We start from the raw sequence: 17,789 nt of genomic DNA, 5'->3' as shown, positions 1-17,789 counted from the left end.
GATTCAAAGCTCCGCGCGTAAACGATTCCAGAGGGTGCCCAGGGTTCCGGCGGGCTTGGCCGGGGCCGCCGCCAGCAGCGCGGTCTCTCCCAACACCTTGCCATTCAGTTCGAAGCGCATGCTGCCCACGGGCGTGCCCTGTGCCACCGCCCGTCCCCCCAACTGGTCGTAGTGCAGTACGCGCCGGATCTCGTGCGCCTGGCCCTCGAAGGCGCTCACCCACACGGTATGGGCGGCCTCGACCGGGAAGTGATCCGGATCCAGGGCAGCGTCTTTATAGGTGCCAACGATCTGGCCGGCCTTGAGCAATTCGTGATCGTGGCTGAAACGATAGGCGTAATCGAAGAGGCTCATGACATCGTGGACACCCGCAGGCCAGCTTTGGGCACCCATGACGACGGCAATGAGGCGGCGGCCGTGGCGGTCGATGGTGGTATCCATACAGTGACCCGCTGCCTGGGTGTGGCCGGTTTTCAGGCCGTCCACGTGGGGATGCCCAAAGAGGGCTGGATTCCAGCTGCGTTGGGTGATGTGGTTATAGCGGTAGTACTGGATACGGGAGATCTGCAGCACCTGCGGGTAGCGGGCGATGAGATCGCGAGAAAGCTCGGCGATGTTCATGGCCGACAGATGCAGACCTGGATGGGGAAGACCATCCACGTCGGTGTAGTGGGCGCCCGTGAGGCCCAGTTGGGCGGCCGTGGCATTCATCTCGTCCACAAAGGCGGCGCGACTACCGGCCACCGCCTGTGCCAGGGCGACGGCGGCATCGTTGCCGGAGTCGATGATCAGGCCGTGCATGAGCTGATCCACGGTGACGGGCAGGTTGGGCTGGATGAACATGCTCGACCCACCGGTGTGCCAGGCCACCGTGCTCACGGGGATACGCTCGTGCCAGCGCAGGCGCCCATCGGCAAGGGCCTCGTAGCTGAGGTAGGCCGTCATGAGCTTGGTGAGACTCGCGGGCGGTAATTGCAACTGCGGGTTCTTGGCCGCCAGAATCGCTCCCGTGCGGAAATCCATGAGAACGTAGCTTTTTACCCCCGGAAGGGCAGGCGGTGGGGGGACGAGCGCCGGGGTCGCCGACGTCGGCGTCCCGGCCAGCGCCTTTGCCGCCAGACCCGTTGCCAAGATGAGACCTGCCAGCACGCGGCGCCGGCGGGGAGAAGGATGACGCCCAGGCATACGCATCTCCCTCAGTGCCGGGGCAGATGGACGACGACATAGAGACTTTCCTGTCCCTGGCGCACCAGCATGGGAATGGGCTCGTTGCTGGGCAGGTGTTTGACGATCTCTGCCAGTTGTTGGGGGCTCGTCACCTCCTGTTGGTCGATCTGCTGAATGGCCATTCCCGCCGTCAGGCCGATCTCGGCTGCTGGACCTGGGTAGACGCTCTCGATGACCACCCCATGGTGTATACCCAGGGTTTTGCTCTCTTGGGGTCCGAGGGTCGTGACGCGGATCCCCAGGCGGTGGATGTCCGCGGTCTTCACCGCCTCGGCGTGGCGCATCTTTTGGGGCATGACGCCGACCTTGACCTCGATGGTTTCGGGCTTGCCATTGCGCAGGATACCCACCGGTACGGTCTTGCCCGGGCGGGTATCGCCCACCAGCGGCGGGAGTTGGCCGACGCTGTAGATGGGAATGTGGTTGTAGGTAACGATCACATCGCCACTGCGCAGGCCGGCCTTGGCCGCCGCCTCGTGTGGCTGGACCGAGGCGATGAGGGCCCCCACGGGCTCCTTGAGGTGCAGGGCCTTGGCCATCTGCGGGCTGACCTCCTGTACATCCACGCCCAGCCAGCCGAAGGTGAGTTTCTTGTGCTCGAGGAAGGCGTGCACGGCACGCATGGCGGTGTTGATGGGAATGCTGAAGGACAGGCCCATATAACCGCCGTCGTTGGTGTAGATCTGATCGTTGATGCCTACCACCTGACCCTCCATGTTGAAGATGGGGCCGCCTGAGTTGCCCGGATTGATGGGCACATCGCTCTGGATGAAGGGAATATACTCGTCGTCGTGGGGCAGCGATCGGTCCAGGGCGCTGACGACCCCCTGCGTCACGGTGTTGTAGAAACCGAAGGGCATGCCGATGGCGAGCAGCCACTGGCCGACCTTGAGGTCGTTGGAGTTACCGAGTTGCACCGTGGGCAGGTTGTGGGCCGGTATTTTCAGGAGGGCGGTGTCGTAGCGCACCGACAGGCCCACGACCTTGGCCGGGTAGGCGCGATGGTTGGTGAGGGTGACGATGATGTGGTGCATGCCGCGCACCACGTGCCCGGCAGTGACGATGTAGCCGTTGGACGAAATGATGAACCCAGAACCCAGAGCTTCCATCTTTTCCTTCTGAGGCGACTGGGCCCCTGGGAAACCCTGGAAGAACTGGTAGAAGGGAGAATTCTTCGGAAAGGGATTCTGCGTATTCTGGCCGCCGACGATCTTGGTGTCCGAATCGTCGATCTTGACGATGGCATTGCCGTACTGGTCGACGATCGGAGTGAAACTCGGCAGATCCACCAGTTTCTTGGCTTGCGCGGCCTGGGCGACACTGGGGACCGTGACGGGTGCCGAGGCAGAGTGGTCCTCAGCCAGCGCCCAGCCGGCAGCACCGAGGGCAAAACCCATCACCGCCGCACTGACGGCGATCAGCAGGGACCGCGGACGGGGAAGCGAAGTTTTCTGGGACATGGTTGCTAGCTCCTGACGGGTAAGGTGAAGGGACGATCAGCGTTGGTTCCAACGCTGCCAGAGGCGATCCAGGGCAAAGGCGGCGGGCAGCACGAAGGCAAGGACCGCCAGGGTGATGAGCACGATCTCCGCTATCTGCACCAGCACGGCATCAACCCCTTGCCGTCTGCTGCCAGAGCGCGCGCAGCTTTTTCGTCTCGGGTGCGGTGGGCGCGTTGTGGTGCAGGATGATGGCGGTGGTCCGCGCCAGACCCAGAAGATCCAGGCGGCGGTAGGATCGAGCCAGGTAATAGAGCGCCATGTTGCGTGCCGGACTCAACTGATAGTCGCGGATGACCCGTACGCAGCGATTGGCTGCAGCGACAAAGGCATGGCGGACGTAATAGAACTTGCAGATGCGCAGGTTTCGCTCTCCCAGAATGTCGATGATCTTGGCAATGTGCAGACGTGCACTGAGGGCATAAGCCGACTTGGGATAGGTCTTGGCCACGTAGCGGAAGGTCTGCAGGGCCTGGTAATCCGGACGCGGATCGAACTCTGCTCCTTCGATGGCTTGATACTGAGCCAGACCTTTGAGGTACCAGGCATAGTCGACGTGGGGATTGACCGGGTGCGCCTTGATGAAGGCGTCGGCGGCGGCTACCGCCGCCTTTGAGTCGCCCTGCTTGTAGTAGGCATAAGCCGTATCCAGCTGCGCCTGCTCTGCATAGGGACCGTAGGGGTACTCCGCCTGCAGGTTTTGAAAGTCGCGGATCGCACGATCGTAGTCCCCGCTATCCAAGGCCGCTTTTCCGGGTCGGAACATGGCCTGTGCCGACTCTGCATGGTGGTGATGCGGATGCGGGCCGCTGGCACAGGCGGATGCGGCGAGCACCAGGACCGCCGGTAATGCACAACGTATTAGTCTAATGTCTACAGTGTTACTCGGTATGCGACTCATGGGTTTTTGCGGCTCATCCGAATCCGGTATTCTCGTGTGCACACGGCCTGGGTCCCGGCGGCATGTGCATGGCAACGGACTCTTCGACGGTGGTGTCCAAGCGTAAGTTCCCGAGGGCGGTGCTGTGCGCTGGGGAACTCCGTCGCGACTTTTCCGCTCAGAGCGAGCATGTCGCCCTTGCCCCTGTCCCAGCATCCCTTTCGTCGCCGGCTTTTTTGGGCAGTGCTCTTTTTGGTGGTGCTTTTCGTGCTGCTCCTCGGTCGGATCGTGGAGATGGAGATCCTGCACTACCGGCGCTTTCGCCAGATGGCCCAGGCCAACCATAGCGCCATCGTGCCCCTGGCGCCAGCGCGGGGGCCCATTCTGGCCTACCACGGTCAGATATTGGCCGGGAATCGAGCCCGCTATGTCTTGGAGATCATTCCCGACGAGGTGCGCCATCTGCACGCGACCCTGACCGATCTCGCGAAACGCTTCCCCATTTCGCGGCAGCGCATAGCGCACCTCCTGGCAACCCTGGACGACAAGCCCGCCTATCTGCCGCGCTTGCTGATGGCGCACATGAGCCGGGCCGAGATGGCGCGCTTTGCCGTACGCGAGCAGGATTTCCCTGGCGTCAGTCTGGCCGTGCGCTGGCATCGCTTCTATCCCTACTCGCCCTTGTTCAGCAGTGTCGTGGGTTACGTGGGACCGGTGACGGCGGCGGATCTGCAGGGTTTCGACCGTCAAAAGTACCTGTACCGGCGACACGTCGGCGTGACGGGTCTGGAATACGCCTTTGAACGAGCGCTGCGTGGGCGCTTTGGTTACCGTATCCTGGAGGTCAATGCCCTGGGTGAGCCCGTAGCGCAGTTGCGGGAGGTTCCGCCTACCCCGGGCGATACCCTGCAGACCACCTTGCGCCTGCGCGTGGAGCGGGCCGTGGCCCGGGTCATGCGCCGATTTCACTATCGCGGTGCCTTGGTCGCCATCAACCCCAACACCGGCGCGGTTCTGGCCAGCGTCAGCCATCCGAGCTTCAACGCCAATTGGTTTGTGAACGGCATCGGCCGCCGCCATTGGCAGGAGTTGTTGCAGCGACCGGGACGGCCCCTGGTGGATCGGGTGGCCCAGGGACTGTATCCGCCGGGTTCCACCATCAAACCCTTCTACGCCTTGCAGGCCTTGCAGGATCGTGTCATCGGTCCCGATTTTCACACCTTCTGCCCGGGTTTCCTGCGGGTGGGTGGGCACGTCTACTGGGACTGGTACCGGGCGGGTTTTGGCGAGACCGGCCTGACCAAGGCCTTGGCCTGGTCCGTAGACGTCTTTTTTTACAAACTGGCCATGAAAATGGGGATCCGGCGTCAGGATCAGGCGCTGTGGCGCTTTGGCTTCGGTCGCCAGGCCCCCATCGACACCCCCGGCAGTAGCCCGGGCTTCGTGCCGACGCCTGCCTGGAAGGAGCGCCGCTTTCACGCGCCCTGGTATACCGGCGACAGCATCATTCTGGGCATCGGCCAGGGCTATCTCTTGGTGACCCCATTACAGCTGGTGCGGGCGGTGGCGGCCATTGCCAATGGCGGCAAACTGCCCTACCTGCACGTGGCCCGGGCGTTGATCGAACCGCAGAGCGGGCGGCGCATCCGCTTGCCCGTGCCCGCACCTACCCGATTACACCTACCGGCCTTTGCCTTGCGCGCCGTACGCCGTGGTATGCGTGCCTGTGTCACCCGGGGAACGTGCAAGGCGGTGTCTTACCCCGGTATTTCCATGGCGGGTAAGACCGGTACCGCAGAGGTTCCCGTGGCCTTCAAGGATGGCCGCACGGTCTATAACGACGATTCGCTGTTCATCGGTTGGGCTCCGTATCGGCATCCTCGTATCGCTGTGGCGGCGGTGGTAGAGGATGGCGGCGCCAATGCCTGGCAGGCCCTGCCCGTGGCGCGCGCCGCTTTCCTCGCCTATCTCAAGCCCAATCTGAAAATCCGAACCTTCACCAACATCGTCGTGAATCCAGCACAGGCCTTTGGCTGAGGGGAACCTCGAGGGGAAAATCTGGTCATAAAACCTTGCCAATAGCCGCAAGCTTCATCATCATCAAAATTTATCGAGGATCCTGTCATCATGTTCTACGCGACCTTTATCGTTTTGGGCGGCCTGTGGGTGGGTGCCGTGTTCTTCGCCATGCGTAGCACCTTTGGTAAAGACACTGAAGATCAGCATCCCCACTGAGCCCGGTCCGCCCCCGACCCGGGAGGATCTCCATTGAAAGTACCCGAACTGATCCAGTTTTCCTGGTGGCAGCGCTGGTCTCGTACCGGTGCGCGTGTGCAGGCGGCATTGCGTCTGGAACACTGGTTTCCGCATGTGCCCATGGCCCTGGCCGTCGGCCTACTGGGCGCCTTGTCGGTGCTGGAAACCCTGCCCAGCCTCGCCAAGGTGTTTCCGGAATTGCAGGTCATCACCCCCACCACCAGTCTGACCCAGGTGCCCCTGCTGTCGGCTCTGGGTACCGTTCCGGAACTGGTTGCCGGGATCGTACTCCTCATCATGGCCTTCGGCCTTTTGTTCCGCTCCCGTTTTTCCTGGGTCATCACCCTGCTGCTTGCCGCGGTCACCCTGGCCCTGCTCGTGCATCAGTTCGGTTGGACCTGGAACGGGATGATGGTCTTCAATGTCGCCATTCTGCTGGCCTTGCTCATCTTCCGAAACCACTTTGCGCGTTCCAGCGTTGCTGCTGGCAGCCTTTTTGCCGTGGTTTCGGTACTGCTCTTGATGAGTTATGCCGTGTTCGGCGCCTATGTGCTAGGGGCCGGCTTCTCTCCCAAGATCAATAATCTGGTGACTGCCCTCTATTTTTCCGTAGTGACCATGTCCACGGTTGGCTACGGCGACATCGTGCCCAAGAGTGAGGATGCGCGGCTTTTTGTGGTGTCCATCATCCTGCTCGGTATCACGGTTTTTGCCACCTCCATCTCGGCGGTGATCGTGCCTCTGGTCAGTGGCCGGATGCAGCGTTTGCTCCTGGGAGAGAAGAAATCCAGACGGCGCAACCATTACCTGCTGGTGGGCGACAATGCCTTGGCTCAGAACACCTATCGCGCCTTGCGTGAGCGCCACCTGCCGGTGCTGGTACTGCTCCCCCATCGCCCGGAGAACCTGTGGATGGAGGAGGCCGATCTCATGATCGGTGATCCCGCCGATCCCGAGGTACTGCGCCAGGCCGGCGCGCTGCAAGCCTTGGGCGTGCTGGCCCTGCGCAGCGACGACAGCGAAAATGCCTTCATCGTGCTGGCCGCCAAGGACCTCGGTATCGACGGCAAGACGGTGGCATCAGTGGATGAAGTGCGCAACCTTGCCCGTTTGCGCAAGACCGGCGTCGATCTGGTCATCGCACCGCAGGTGCTGGGTGGACGGGTGCTGATCCAGAGTCTCAGCGGCCAGAGCTTTGCCGGGGAGGAGATCCTCTCGGGCATGTTCGGCGAAGAGGCTCGGGCGTGAGCGCCGCTCTGGCTCTGTTCATCGTTTTCCTCGCCCTGCTGGGGCTTGCCGTGGGCAGCATCTTTCTGCACGTGCTGCTGTGGATACTGGGCGGTGTGCTCGCGCTCTTCCTATACTTCATTCCGGCGATCGTTGCGGGCGCCCGCCACCACGAGCATACCCTGTGGATCCTCGTTCTCGACATCGTCCTCGGCTGGTCCGGTATCGCCTGGGTGGTACTGCTGATCTGGGCGATTCTCGGCGAGTCGCACTCGGGGCTGCGTAAGCTTCGCGCCGACGGCAAGCCCTTCTCCTGAAGTGCTTTCGGCAAATGCTTGGAGTACCGCCAGCCGCACCCTGGGGCGTGGTTCGTTCAGCCGTTCTCGCGGCTGACGGTAAAGTCGCCAAGACGCAGGCGACGGAGGCTGCGCAGATAGGTGGTTGGACTGCTGGTGGGGGCCATGGGGCCGATCCTGACGGCGTAGCCACGGCCGTGGACGTCTACCAGCTGGGCGGTGCTGATACCGAATTCCTGCAGGCGGCGTTGCTCTTCCCGCGCTCTGTCGAGATCCATGGGATCGGCGGAGATCAGGTACAAAGCCGGTTGCAGGCCAGCGCTCGGCCACTGCCTCGGCTGCGGGTTGCGCTGGCGCCGCTGCCGCTGCGTTCTGGTGGCCGTGTTGGTCGGCGCGACCTCGGGCGCCCGGGCCGTCTCGGGCGCCTCCTCATGTGCGATCACCACGGGCCGCGCGGGATTGCTGGCAAAGGCGTCTTCCACCACAGCCTGCAGGCGCGCCTGGGCGGCTGGCGAAGCATAGGTACTGGGGGGCGCTCCCGTGGACGTGACGGCTGTGGGCTCGGGGGGTGGCATAGTGCTGCGCACGGGGGTCAGTTGTGGGCTGTCGACCGCCGGCATGCCTGGACTGTTGGCGACGGCCTGAATCTGCACGGGGGTGGTGCCCTGTGTGACCATCCCCAGGGCGTGGGCAGTACCCAGGGACAGGTCCATTACCCGACCGGATACGAAAGGGCCGCGGTCGTCCACCAGAACCAGCACGCTACGACCATTGACGAGGTTGGTGACCCGTACGCAGGAAGGGAGGGGGAGCACCCGGCTGGCAGCGGTGAGCGCGTTCTGATGAAAGGCCGTGCCCATGGCCGTGACACTGCTGGATGAGGCACGGTCGTACCAGGAGGCAATGCCGCGCACATCGTAGTTGCGGGCTGTGGTCAGAGGGTGATACCAGTGACCGTTGATTTCATAGGGCTGATTGTAGGCTGCCTGCAAGTCGGGAGACGGTGCGTAGCACACCTGGCCGTTGGAATATGCCGCGCCCACCCGTGCGGCGTGGTAGCCGAAGGTACTGGAGGTAGCGTGGTGCGCCGGCAGGCTGGCGCAGCCGGCAAGCCCAGTGAGCACGATACCAAAGGCTCCGAAGCGCCATAGGGCAATGGGCGATGGTGTCGGCATGGTTCTCCTCTCCCGCACCGGAATTTCTGGATTGTAGGGTGAGCATGATATAAAATTCAAGTCGGATAAAGGCTTATCCGCAACTTTTCCATTGCTTTGCCAGGATGGCGAGCTGGGCTGGCACGTTTCCGGGCCAGGTCCCACACGCGATCCCTGGAGACTATAAATGTTCATGCCGCATATGCCGTCTCGTCTCTTGCCATCCGGGCACTGGGGGCTGTGATGAGGCCCCTTCCTGCCGGGCGGGCGCGCTGGTTCATCGCCATCGTCCTTTTGGGCTTTGCCGCCATCCTCGGGCGCGATTTCGCTCTCCAGATTCAAGACGATCATCGGCTGCGTACCGAGGGACGGATGCGCTACCTGCGGACCCTTCCCCTCAGCAGCCAGCGCGGGCTCATTCTCGGGCGCAACGGAGAACCCCTTGCCGTCAACGTTCCAGCGGTGACGATCTGGGCTGATCCCCGCATCTTGGGGACGGAGCGCAGGCATTGGCAGAGCCTGGCCAGAACCCTGCACTTGACCCTCGCGGAGCTCGCCCAACGATTGCGTTCGGGCGGTGCTGATTTTGCGTACCTGCGGCGTCAGGTGGCGCCACGCCTGGGCCGGGCGGTGCGGGCTTTGCATCTGGCCGGTGTGGGGGTCAGTGTCAGCAGCCGAAGTTATTTTCCCATGGGGGCGATAACGGCTCCCCTCGTGGGGTTCGTCGATGAGGATCATCGCGGCGCCGGTGGTGTGGAAATGGCGTTCAACGGCTGGCTGGCTGGACAGAGCGGGCGTGAACAGGCCTTGCTGGATCCCAGAGGTCAGGTGCTCCAGGTGGCGCGCGTCGAACGCCTGGCCCGTCCGGGCTCACCCATCCGTCTCAGCATCAGTCCACAGATCCAGTACTGGGCCTACGTTGCCCTGCGCGCCGCCCAGAAACATTTTGGTGCCGCCAACGGCTCGGCGGTGGTCATGAATGTGCGTAACGGACAGATTCTCGCCATGGTGAGTGTCCCGAGCTGCAATCCCAACAACCTGGCCAGCTGCCGCAGTTCTGCCGATTTCACCGACAATGCCGTGCACCAGGCCTTCGAGCCGGGTTCGGTCATGAAACCCTTTGCCATCGCCGCCGCCCTTGCCAGCCGCAGTGTTCCGCCAACGGCGCGGTTCAATGTATCGCATCCGCTGTGGATCGGCGGCTACCCCATCACCGACGACGTCCTGCACCACGTCCTCAATATCGAACATATTCTGAAGTACTCCAGTTGCATTGGCACGGCCAAGATCGCCCTGCGGACCCCAAGGCGGGACATCTATCGCATGTATCGTGCGGTCGGCTTCGGTCGCCATCTTGGCCTCGGGCTGTCGGGCGCTACCCGCGGCGTGTTGCCGCCCTGGCAGGACTGGGGCAAGGCGCGACACGCCACCATCGCCATTGGTTACGGTGTGTCGGTGACCACCCTGCAGCTGGCGGATGCTTACGCTGCCATTGCCAATGGCGGTTATCACGTGCGCCCGGAACTGATTCTCGGTGAACCGCTGAAGCGCAAGCGCGTCATGCCCGCCTGGGTTGCCGGCGATCTGCGCCGCTGGCTGCGCAGCGTGGCGGAACCCAACGGCACCGGTATTCTGGCGGCCATTCCGGGGTATCAGGTAGCGGGCAAGACGGGCACGGCGGATATCGCCAATGGCAAGGACGGCTTTTTTCACCACCGTACCAATGCGACCTTCGTGGGTTTTGCCCCAGGGCGCGATCCGCGTCTCGTCATGGCGGTGACCTTGAGAGACAGCGACAAGTTCTGGAATTTTGGTGGAGTGGAGGCGGCTCCGGTATTCCGCGTGACCATGGAACATGCCCTGGAAGAGATGGACGTGCCGCCCCTGTGGTGTGGCAAACGTGTCTGCTCCCTCAAGGCACCGCGCATTACCTTGGCGCAGGCCGAGATCTGGTCCGAAGGTGGCGGTCAGTGATGGGGTGGTAAACGACCGGCCGTCTGCAGGGCGGTCTCGGCAAGTTTTTGCTGGCGCTCCACCCAGCTCTGCAATGCCTTGAGGTCGTTACGGATGAGGCTACCCATGACGGCCAGGGACAGGACGAGCACTGCGAGGGCGGACCACCACAGAAAGCTGGGCATGCCGAAGATGAGGTTGACGAGAAAGACGCCCAGAATGGGTCCGAACAGGAAGAGACTCAGGAGCCACTCCCGGCGCAACACCGTGAGGATGGCGGCCGGACGCAGCAGTTTGGGTTTGAGGGTGGTGTTGTCCTGGGCAACGAGGAGTACGTCGCCGCCTTGTACCAGGAAGCTGGCCTTTTCTCGGGGCGCCTGCTGCAGCGCAAGGTAGAGCTCTGCCTCGGCGCTATCCTCGCCGCGGTGTGCCCGTACCTGCCAGAGATGGCCGCCGGACCGACCTGCGGCAGGTGCCAGGACGATGCCGGGCGCCTGCCACCAGGCCACGGGGTGCGCGTGGTCCAGTTTTCCATCGACCCAGTGGGCCTTCGGGACAGAGTTGGCGGCCCGCTCCGGTGCCTGGCCAGGCACTTTGGACATCAGCGCGTCGTGCAGGTGTAGCCCGGCGGGCAGGAGGGAGGTGGCGGGGTCGGGCTCTGGTACTGCGGAGCCGTCGGGGTGCAAACGTATCCGGCCGGGCACGGTACATTGCCTGGAGGCGGCGCGTAATACCCCGGTTGCGGCGCTGGCGGCGCGCTCTGTTCCTGTGACTTGGAGATGCCGTAGCCGGCGAGACCGCCGATACCGGCGCCAATGGCCGCACCGGCCAGCGGGGAACCGGTCTGATTACCGATCACGGCACCGGCGATACTGCCCAACAGGGCGCCGCCAGCCGTATTGGCGGTGGTACGATCGGAGGCGTAGGGATTATTGGCGCACCCTGCCAGAATCAGGGGCAGGAGTGTGACCAGGGTCCAGCGTGCAGTCTTCATGTAGTGCTCCCTTCAAGATGACCATCGGTGGTTGGATCTGCCAAGGTTCAGAGAATTCCCGTCACCTAGTATACTCGTTTACGTTGGCGCTCGGCGAGTCCCGGATTACGCTGGGTAAATGCACGAGGACTTTATTTTTGGAAAGGAAAGCCCATGAAAAAAACCTTGGTGGGAATGTTTGGCGCACTGTGCCTGTCTGCCGCCCTCACCGGTTGCAGTTCCGCTATCGCTCCGCAAATCAACCCCATACCCTATTACACGTATTATCCAGCTTCCCTGGCGGTGGTGACGCAGGCGGCGGAGCGGGCCCTGCCCGCTGCCGGCATGCAATTCTCGGGCGTCAAGACCGTGGATGCACGTACCACGGAAGTGCGGGGATACACCAGCAGCGGTGACGCCATTCTCATCACCCTGCACAGCGAGGGTGCGGCGGTGACCAAGTTCAGCGCCAAGATCGGCCTCTACGGGCACCTGCGGGAAGTTCAGGAGATCGAGCACTGGATGGGTAAGTATGTGGGCGAAGCGATTGCCAGACCGAACTAATTAATCTAATACCGGCGGTAGACTGGAGGGCTCGCCGCCGTGGTGTGGCCAAAACCTATGTTCCGCATGCTCTGAGGTGGTTGATGCAGGAAGCGGCATCCGTTCGCAAGGTCATCATTGCCGGTCCGGTGGGCTCTGGCAAGACGACGGCTCTGCAGAGCCTTTTCTGGGGTCAGGCGCTGACCACGGATGCCCGCCACTCCGAAGCGGACGGCTCGGTGGAGAAAAAGACGACCACCGTGGCCATGGATTACGGTGTCCTATCCTGCCCGGATCGACCGGAGCGGGTGCACGTCTATGCCATTCCGGGGCAAGAGCGCTTTCAGTTCATGTGGGATATCCTCGGGCGCAATACCGATGGACTCGTCGTTCTCCTGGACGTGCGTCAGCCCGAGCCCATTACCGCGCTGCACCTCTACCTGGACAAGATCCTGCCCCACCTCAAGCGGCCAGCGGTGGTGGTCGGCCTCAACAAGCTCGAGCCGGCAGAGCGCGACCTTCTGCAGATGCCGCCCTACCTGCGTCATGGTGAACTGCGTCTGAGGCTCGCACCGACGGATGTGCGGGATCGTACCCAGGTGCTGGACCTCCTGAAGCTGCTCCTGACCGAGATCGTCCAGAGCGCGGAGACGGGGCAGCAGTTGGCCTGATGGGTCCACCCAAGACCGTTGCAGTGGCTGCTTTTGTCTGAGTCAGAGGTCAGTTTTTTTCGGACCGGCCGGTGCCAATCCGGCGAGAAAGCCCGTCTTCGACTAATCTAACTGGGCCCAAGCCAAACGGACCGGGAAGCATGGATGGATTGATGCTGGTTTTGGAAATCGTGGTCGTGCTCCTGTTGGCGGCGGAGGTGTACATCCGCCTGCGGGCGCGTCGTAAACGTGCCAAGGAGGACGAGCCCGCTTCACCGTCCAAGAGCTCCGCCCCACAATCGGCACCCCCGTCGGCCCCAGTGCCGCCGCGGGCGGATTCCGTGGCCGCTGTGTCCAGTAGCCAAGGGACGGCGGAGGGGATGGAGGAAGCCAGTCTCAGTGCTGACGATCTGCTCAAGGAATCGGCCATCTACATGCAGTACGGACACTACTCCCAGGCGGCCACGGTGCTGCGCTGGTATGTGGACCTGCGACCGGACGATACCCGGGCCATCAATCAGCTCCTGGATGCGTATCTTGCTCTGGAGGATCTGGACGCCTACACCGAGCTTTTGGCAAGCCTTGGCGAGAAGCTCGGCGTGCAGAGCCCGACCTGGTGGCGTGGCAAGATCCACGAGGGCCTCAAGCGCGATCCCGGCAATCTCGAGCTTCTGGTTCTGGCGGAAAAACTGGGTATCCCCATCCCCACACCCGGGGAGGGGGTGGAAGAGCCCATGACGGCGGCCAAGGCCCTGGCCCTGGTATCGCGCAACCCGGACCCGAAGTACGCCATTTCCGTACTCCACGCAGCGATTCTCGAAGAACCCCTGCGCTTACCCCTGTACGCTGAACTCTTGCGAATAACCCACCGCCAGCACGACCTGGAGGGTTTCATCGATGGGCTCATCCTCCTGTTTTTGGCCTTGGGAGACACCATGCGTACCCTCCGCGAGCGGATGCTGAAGGCTGGCCTGAATCTTGGTCCACACCCCCTGTGGCAGACTTTGGAGGAGTGGGACGGCGATCGCGCCAAGCTGCGGGAATTGGCGGCATCGCGCAAGCTGCACATCTCACCCAAGCTTCCGCACTGAGTGGTCCTGGACAGCAAAGGCCCCCGAGGACATCGTCCTTGGGGGCCGAACCGCACTCAATGCGGGCTACCCGGCGTGTGAGGACGACCTGGTGTCGCCCTCACACCGTTTTCAGTGGCGCCGGCGCATGGCCTTTGCCGCAGCGACCATGTGTTCCAGGGCCGGGGTGACCTCGGGCCATTTGCGCGTCTTCAGGCCGCAATCGGGATTGACCCAGAGCCGCTCTGCGGGGACGACGCGCTCGGCCTTCTCCAGCAGATGAACCATCTCGGCTTCCGTCGGTACGCGCGGGGAGTGGATATCGTAAACGCCCGGCCCAATCTCGTTGGGATACTGGAAGTGGGCGAAGGCGTCCAGGAGCTCCATCTGCGAGCGCGAGGTCTCGATGGTGATGACGTCGGCGTCCATGGCGGCGATGGCCGGCAGGATGTCGTTGAACTCCGAGTAGCACATGTGGGTGTGGATCTGGACGTCGTCGGGCGCGACCTGCGCCGAGATGCGGAAGGCTCGCGAGGCCCAACCCAGGTAGTGATCCCAGTCCTTGCGCTTCAAGGGCAGTCCTTCCCGATAGGCCGGCTCGTCGATCTGGATGATGCCGATGCCGGCGTCGATGAGGTCTTTCACCTCGTCGCGGATGGCGAGGGCAATCTGTAGGGCCGTGCGCTCCCGCGGCTGGTCGTCGCGTACGAAGGACCATTGCAGGATGGTCACGGGACCCGTGAGCATGCCCTTCATGGGACGGCTGCTGAGGGACTGGGCGTAGCGTGCCCAATCGACGGTCATGGCCCGCGGGCGGGAGACGTCGCCAAAGATGAGGGGCGGCTTCACGTAGCGGGAGCCGTAGCTCTGGACCCAGCCGTGGCGGGTGAAGGCAAAGCCGGCGAGCTGCTCACCGAAGTATTCCACCATGTCGTTGCGCTCCGGTTCACCGTGCACCAGCACGTCGATGTCCAGGCGCTCCTGCTCCCGCACCACGTGGGCGATCTCCGCCTCCATGGCTTTGCGGTAATCGGCGTCCGAGAGTTCACCCTTGCGGTGCTGCAGGCGCGCCTTGCGGATCTCCGGGGTCTGCGGAAAGCTGCCGATGGTGGTGGTGGGGAAAAGCGGCAGGTGAAAACGCTCCCGCTGCGCCTTGGCACGGACGGGGTAGGGGTTTTTCCGGTGGCCTTCGTCGCTGCCCAAGGCATCGAGGCGCGCCGCCACGGCGGCGTTGTGGATCCGCTGGGAGGAGCGGCGTGAGGCCACCGCCGCCCGGGCGCTCTCCCACGGGCCCTGCACCGCCTCCATACCGTGATCCAGAGCACGGGCGAGCATCGCCAGTTCGTCCAGTTTCTGCACCGCAAAGGCGAGCCAAGATTTCAGTTCGTCATCGAGCTCGGTTTCCTGCTCGAGATCCACCGGGCTGTGCATCAGGCTGCAGGATGGGGCGAGCCAGAGGCGATCGCCCAGGCTCTTGGCGGCGGGTTCGACCAAGGCGAGGGCAGCATCGAGATCGGTTCGCCAGACATTGCGGCCGTCCACCACGCCCAGTGAGAGGATCTTGTCGCTGGGATAATGCTGGAGGAAGGCATCCCGCTGCTGTGCCGCGCGGCGCAGATCCAGATGCAGGCCTGCCACGGGCAGTGCCATCAGCCGCTGGGCGTGATCGGCCACGGATTCAAAGTAGGTAGCCAGGAGGATCTTGGGAGCGGCGCTCTTGCCGAGTTCGGCATAGGCACGATCCAGTGCCTCCAGCCATTCCCCGGGCAGATCCTGGGTCAAGGCTGGCTCGTCCATCTGTACCCACTCCACACCGAGCTCGCGCAGGCGGGCCAGGATTTCGCCGTAGACGGGCAGAAGCTTTGGCAGCAGCGAGAGGCGATCGAAGCCGGCGGGGGCGCTGCTGCCGCCGTGACCACAGCAGGCGCTGTCGTCGTGGTGATGCTGTGGCGCGTGGACCGCCTCAGCGGCCAGATCCTTCTCCTTGCCCAGCCACAGATAGGTGATGGGACCGACGATGACGGGCTTGGGCGCAAGGCCGAGGCCCTGGGCTTCGCGAACCTGCCGGAAGAGCCGCTCGCTGCGCAGGGCAAAGTCCATGCCCTCGTGAAATTCCGGGACGATGTAGTGGTAGTTGGTATCGAACCACTTGGTCATCTCCATGGCCGGCTGACTGCTGGAGCCGCGGGCCATGGCAAAAAAGGTGGCGAGGTCCACTTCCTTGCCGTCGAAGCCATAGCGCGGCGGCACGGCGCCCAGGGTGCAGCTCATGTCGAGCATCTGGTCGTACAGACTGAAATCGCCGACGGGGATGAGTTCAACGCCGCAGGTCTGTTGGATACGCCAGTGGCGCTCGCGCAGCTGGGCGGCGCGGGCCTCGAGTTCCATGCCGTCGATCTCTCCGGACCAGAAGGACTCCAGGGCCTTCTTGAGTTCGCGTTTGTGCCCGATACGTGGAAACCCCAGATTGTGGACCCGAGTCATGCGCTTCTCCTATGCCAAAGTTGCGGCCATGATGCCCCGAGGATAGGGCAATCTCAAGGGGAATTTATTCGGAGGGCCCATGAAGGAAATTCATGGGCAGGGACTCAGTCGAAGCGGAAGCCGCGGTGGATGGCGACGATCCCACCGGAGAGGTTGTGCACGTCCACGCGCGCAAGGCCCGCCTCCTCCATCATCGCGCGGAAGGTCTCCTGATCCGGAAAGCGGCGGATGGATTCCACGAGATACTGATAGCTCTCCCGATCCTTGGCGATCAGCTCGCCAAGACGCGGCAGGATGTTGAAGGAATACAGATCGTAGAGGCTCTGCAGACCCGGCCAGCGCGGGTGGGAGAACTCCAGGACCAGTACCCGGCCGCCCGTTTTCAGTACCCGGTGAATCTCGCGCAGGGCGCGCTCCGGGTGGGTCATGTTGCGGATACCGAAGGCCAGGGTGACGAGGTCGAAGGAGCGATCGGGGAAGGGGAGTTCCTCGGCATTGGCCTCCACGAACTCGACGCCAGCCAGCATCCCCTTGTCCGCCAGCCGTTTTTCGCCCACGGCCAGCATGTCGGGATTGATGTCCGAGACGACGATGCGTCCATGGGGCTGTACCCGTCGATACATCAGTGCCGCCAGATCGCCGGTACCGCCAGCGAGGTCCAGCACCGCCTGTCCCGGTCGCGGACGGGCCAGATCGACGGTGAAGCGCTTCCACAGACGATGGATGCCCAGAGACATGAGGTCGTTCATGAGATCGTAGCTGCCCGCCACACTGCTGAATACGCGGCGGACGCGCGTTTCTTTTTCGGGCTCCGGTACCTCCTGATAACCAAAGTGCGTCAGGGGTACGAGGGCCTGCTCGCTGCCCGTCTGGGATTCGCTCGCATCGTCTTCGGTCATCTCTCGTCTCCGGTCAGGCTGAGCGCAGCAGCAGGCTGCCTTTTTCGCTCAGATAGTTACGAATCTGCTCGGGAAAACCCGGCTGCACCGACGCGGCCACTTCCGGTAGCTCCAGAAGGTGTGCTGCCCACCGCCGCAGTTTGCCCAAGGATTCCCAGCGTGGCAATGGGCGCAGGTTGTGCAGAATTTCCATGCGCATGAACAAGGGCGCGTAGGCGGCATCCACCAGGCTGAAGGAATCGCCGGCAAAGAAAGGCCCGTCGCTGGCGGCGGCCTCCAGACGTTCGAGTTTTTCGAAGAGCTGACGGTGGGCTGCCGTGAAGCGTTCCTCACCCTGCGCCACCATCATCTGGAACTGATCGGCCAGGGCGTCGCCGCCAAAGGCAATCCAGGAGCGATGGCGGGCGCGCTCCAGAGGGTCGGCGGGGTGCAGGGGCGGGGGGGTGGTCTCGTCCAGGTATTCGTTGATGACCTGGGACTCAAAAAGCACGACATCGTCGTCGACGCGCAGGCAGGGTACCTTGCCCATGGGGGAGATCTGCAAGAACCAGTCGGGCTTGTGGGCGAGATCGATGTGGGTGAGGGTGAAGAGCACTTCCTTGTGCAAGAGCGTGATGACCGAGCGCTGAACGTAAGGACACAGAGGGAAGCTGATCAATTCCAGTGTCATAGGATTTC

General features: G+C 63.2%; 16 protein-coding genes. 7 read left to right on the top strand and 9 right to left on the bottom strand.

From position 1 onward, the window contains the following. Window positions 1-3: 3 nt before the first annotated feature. From ACAty_RS12670 to ACAty_RS12660, 3 genes are all read right to left on the bottom strand, one after another. Window positions 4-1,185, bottom strand: a complete 1,182-nt coding sequence (locus ACAty_RS12670; protein ID WP_014003539.1) for a D-alanyl-D-alanine carboxypeptidase family protein — start codon at window positions 1,183-1,185, stop codon at window positions 4-6. A gap of 11 nt (window positions 1,186-1,196) precedes the next feature. Then, the gene (locus ACAty_RS12665; protein ID WP_004869203.1) at window positions 1,197-2,687 is read right to left on the bottom strand and encodes a Do family serine endopeptidase; all 1,491 of its coding nucleotides are present in this window, start codon (window positions 2,685-2,687) and stop codon (window positions 1,197-1,199) included. A 151-nt stretch (window positions 2,688-2,838) separates the two neighbouring features. Beyond that, the gene (locus ACAty_RS12660; RefSeq protein ID WP_064306300.1) at window positions 2,839-3,627 is read right to left on the bottom strand and encodes an outer membrane protein assembly factor BamD; all 789 of its coding nucleotides are present in this window, start codon (window positions 3,625-3,627) and stop codon (window positions 2,839-2,841) included. A gap of 168 nt (window positions 3,628-3,795) precedes the next feature. On the opposite strand from ACAty_RS12660, the gene mrdA reads away from it, so the two are divergent. The 3 genes from mrdA to ACAty_RS12645 all read left to right on the top strand — a co-directional run bounded on the left by mrdA (window position 3,796) and on the right by ACAty_RS12645 (window position 7,406). Then, window positions 3,796-5,643 (top strand): penicillin-binding protein 2, encoded by a 1,848-nt coding sequence (gene mrdA, locus ACAty_RS12655; protein WP_004869198.1) that lies wholly within the window; start codon window positions 3,796-3,798, stop codon window positions 5,641-5,643. A 231-nt stretch (window positions 5,644-5,874) separates the two neighbouring features. Continuing rightward, window positions 5,875-7,110 (top strand): voltage-gated potassium channel protein, encoded by a 1,236-nt coding sequence (gene kch / locus ACAty_RS12650; protein WP_004869196.1) that lies wholly within the window; start codon window positions 5,875-5,877, stop codon window positions 7,108-7,110. Continuing rightward, window positions 7,107-7,406: a superinfection immunity protein gene (locus tag ACAty_RS12645; protein WP_004869194.1), complete on the top strand. Its 300-nt coding sequence runs from the start codon at window positions 7,107-7,109 to the stop codon at window positions 7,404-7,406. Before kch ends, ACAty_RS12645 begins: the two co-directional genes overlap by 4 nt. A 56-nt stretch (window positions 7,407-7,462) precedes the next feature. Here the strand turns inward: ACAty_RS12645 and ACAty_RS12640 are convergent, their stop codons facing one another. Further along, the gene (locus ACAty_RS12640) at window positions 7,463-8,560 is read right to left on the bottom strand and encodes a septal ring lytic transglycosylase RlpA family protein (protein ID WP_004869192.1); all 1,098 of its coding nucleotides are present in this window, start codon (window positions 8,558-8,560) and stop codon (window positions 7,463-7,465) included. A 222-nt stretch (window positions 8,561-8,782) separates the two neighbouring features. Here ACAty_RS12640 and ACAty_RS12635 point away from each other — a divergent pair, with 222 nt between their 5' ends. Then, on the top strand, window positions 8,783-10,513 hold the full coding sequence (locus ACAty_RS12635) for a peptidoglycan D,D-transpeptidase FtsI family protein (RefSeq protein ID WP_038472315.1): 1,731 nt from the start codon (window positions 8,783-8,785) through the stop codon (window positions 10,511-10,513). Here ACAty_RS12635 and ACAty_RS12630 read toward each other — a convergent pair. Next, window positions 10,507-11,094 (bottom strand): hypothetical protein, encoded by a 588-nt coding sequence (locus ACAty_RS12630; RefSeq protein ID WP_226047696.1) that lies wholly within the window; start codon window positions 11,092-11,094, stop codon window positions 10,507-10,509. The genes ACAty_RS12635 and ACAty_RS12630 overlap by 7 nt on opposite strands. Then, window positions 11,094-11,486, bottom strand: coding sequence for a glycine zipper domain-containing protein (locus ACAty_RS12625; RefSeq protein ID WP_004869187.1), 393 nt, complete (start codon window positions 11,484-11,486; stop codon window positions 11,094-11,096). The genes ACAty_RS12630 and ACAty_RS12625 overlap by 1 nt, the downstream gene beginning before the upstream one ends. Before the next feature lie 153 nt (window positions 11,487-11,639). Between ACAty_RS12625 and ACAty_RS12620 the strand changes: the two genes are divergently transcribed. From ACAty_RS12620 to ACAty_RS12610, 3 genes are all read left to right on the top strand, one after another. Further along, window positions 11,640-12,029 carry a hypothetical protein gene (locus ACAty_RS12620; protein ID WP_004869185.1) on the top strand — a complete coding sequence of 130 codons (390 nt, stop codon included), beginning with the start codon at window positions 11,640-11,642 and terminating at the stop codon, window positions 12,027-12,029. An 83-nt stretch (window positions 12,030-12,112) separates the two neighbouring features. After that, the gene (locus ACAty_RS12615) at window positions 12,113-12,679 is read left to right on the top strand and encodes a GTP-binding protein (RefSeq protein ID WP_004869183.1); all 567 of its coding nucleotides are present in this window, start codon (window positions 12,113-12,115) and stop codon (window positions 12,677-12,679) included. Between the two features lie 152 nt (window positions 12,680-12,831). Continuing rightward, a complete protein-coding gene (locus tag ACAty_RS12610; protein WP_226047697.1) occupies window positions 12,832-13,749 on the top strand; it encodes a hypothetical protein in 918 nt (305 codons plus the stop codon). A 111-nt stretch (window positions 13,750-13,860) separates the two neighbouring features. Here ACAty_RS12610 and metE read toward each other — a convergent pair whose 3' ends face one another. The 3 genes from metE to ACAty_RS12595 form a co-directional block, all read right to left on the bottom strand. Beyond that, complete coding sequence (gene metE, locus ACAty_RS12605) at window positions 13,861-16,212, bottom strand: 5-methyltetrahydropteroyltriglutamate--homocysteine S-methyltransferase (RefSeq protein WP_004869179.1); 2,352 nt, start codon at window positions 16,210-16,212, stop codon at window positions 13,861-13,863. A 104-nt stretch (window positions 16,213-16,316) separates the two neighbouring features. Then, window positions 16,317-17,111 carry a bifunctional demethylmenaquinone methyltransferase/2-methoxy-6-polyprenyl-1,4-benzoquinol methylase UbiE gene (ubiE, locus tag ACAty_RS12600; protein ID WP_004869177.1) on the bottom strand — a complete coding sequence of 265 codons (795 nt, stop codon included), beginning with the start codon at window positions 17,109-17,111 and terminating at the stop codon, window positions 16,317-16,319. Window positions 17,112-17,124: 13 nt separating this feature from the next. Next, the gene (locus tag ACAty_RS12595) at window positions 17,125-17,781 is read right to left on the bottom strand and encodes a glutathione S-transferase family protein (protein WP_004869175.1); all 657 of its coding nucleotides are present in this window, start codon (window positions 17,779-17,781) and stop codon (window positions 17,125-17,127) included. Window positions 17,782-17,789: the final 8 nt, after the last annotated feature.

It is taken from the genome of Acidithiobacillus caldus ATCC 51756 (assembly GCF_000175575.2).
GTDB lineage: Bacteria > Pseudomonadota > Gammaproteobacteria > Acidithiobacillales > Acidithiobacillaceae > Acidithiobacillus_A > Acidithiobacillus_A caldus.
Note: the sequence above shows the minus strand (reverse complement) of the source record. Positions and strands in the feature narration are given on the sequence as shown.

Coding starts and splice junctions, on each gene's coding strand:
- ACAty_RS12670 (WP_014003539.1), bottom strand. CDS start 1,185: ATGCCTGGGCGTCATCCTTCTCCCCGCCGGCGCCGCGTGCTGGCAGGT.
- ACAty_RS12665 (WP_004869203.1), bottom strand. CDS start 2,687: ATGTCCCAGAAAACTTCGCTTCCCCGTCCGCGGTCCCTGCTGATCGCC.
- ACAty_RS12660 (WP_064306300.1), bottom strand. CDS start 3,627: ATGAGTCGCATACCGAGTAACACTGTAGACATTAGACTAATACGTTGT.
- mrdA (WP_004869198.1), top strand. CDS start 3,796: ATGTCGCCCTTGCCCCTGTCCCAGCATCCCTTTCGTCGCCGGCTTTTT.
- ACAty_RS12640 (WP_004869192.1), bottom strand. CDS start 8,560: ATGCCGACACCATCGCCCATTGCCCTATGGCGCTTCGGAGCCTTTGGT.
- ACAty_RS12635 (WP_038472315.1), top strand. CDS start 8,783: ATGAGGCCCCTTCCTGCCGGGCGGGCGCGCTGGTTCATCGCCATCGTC.
- ACAty_RS12630 (WP_226047696.1), bottom strand. CDS start 11,094: ATGTCCAAAGTGCCTGGCCAGGCACCGGAGCGGGCCGCCAACTCTGTC.
- ACAty_RS12625 (WP_004869187.1), bottom strand. CDS start 11,486: ATGAAGACTGCACGCTGGACCCTGGTCACACTCCTGCCCCTGATTCTG.
- ACAty_RS12620 (WP_004869185.1), top strand. CDS start 11,640: ATGAAAAAAACCTTGGTGGGAATGTTTGGCGCACTGTGCCTGTCTGCC.
- ACAty_RS12615 (WP_004869183.1), top strand. CDS start 12,113: ATGCAGGAAGCGGCATCCGTTCGCAAGGTCATCATTGCCGGTCCGGTG.
- ACAty_RS12610 (WP_226047697.1), top strand. CDS start 12,832: ATGCTGGTTTTGGAAATCGTGGTCGTGCTCCTGTTGGCGGCGGAGGTG.
- metE (WP_004869179.1), bottom strand. CDS start 16,212: ATGACTCGGGTCCACAATCTGGGGTTTCCACGTATCGGGCACAAACGC.
- ubiE (WP_004869177.1), bottom strand. CDS start 17,111: ATGACCGAAGACGATGCGAGCGAATCCCAGACGGGCAGCGAGCAGGCC.
- ACAty_RS12595 (WP_004869175.1), bottom strand. CDS start 17,781: ATGACACTGGAATTGATCAGCTTCCCTCTGTGTCCTTACGTTCAGCGC.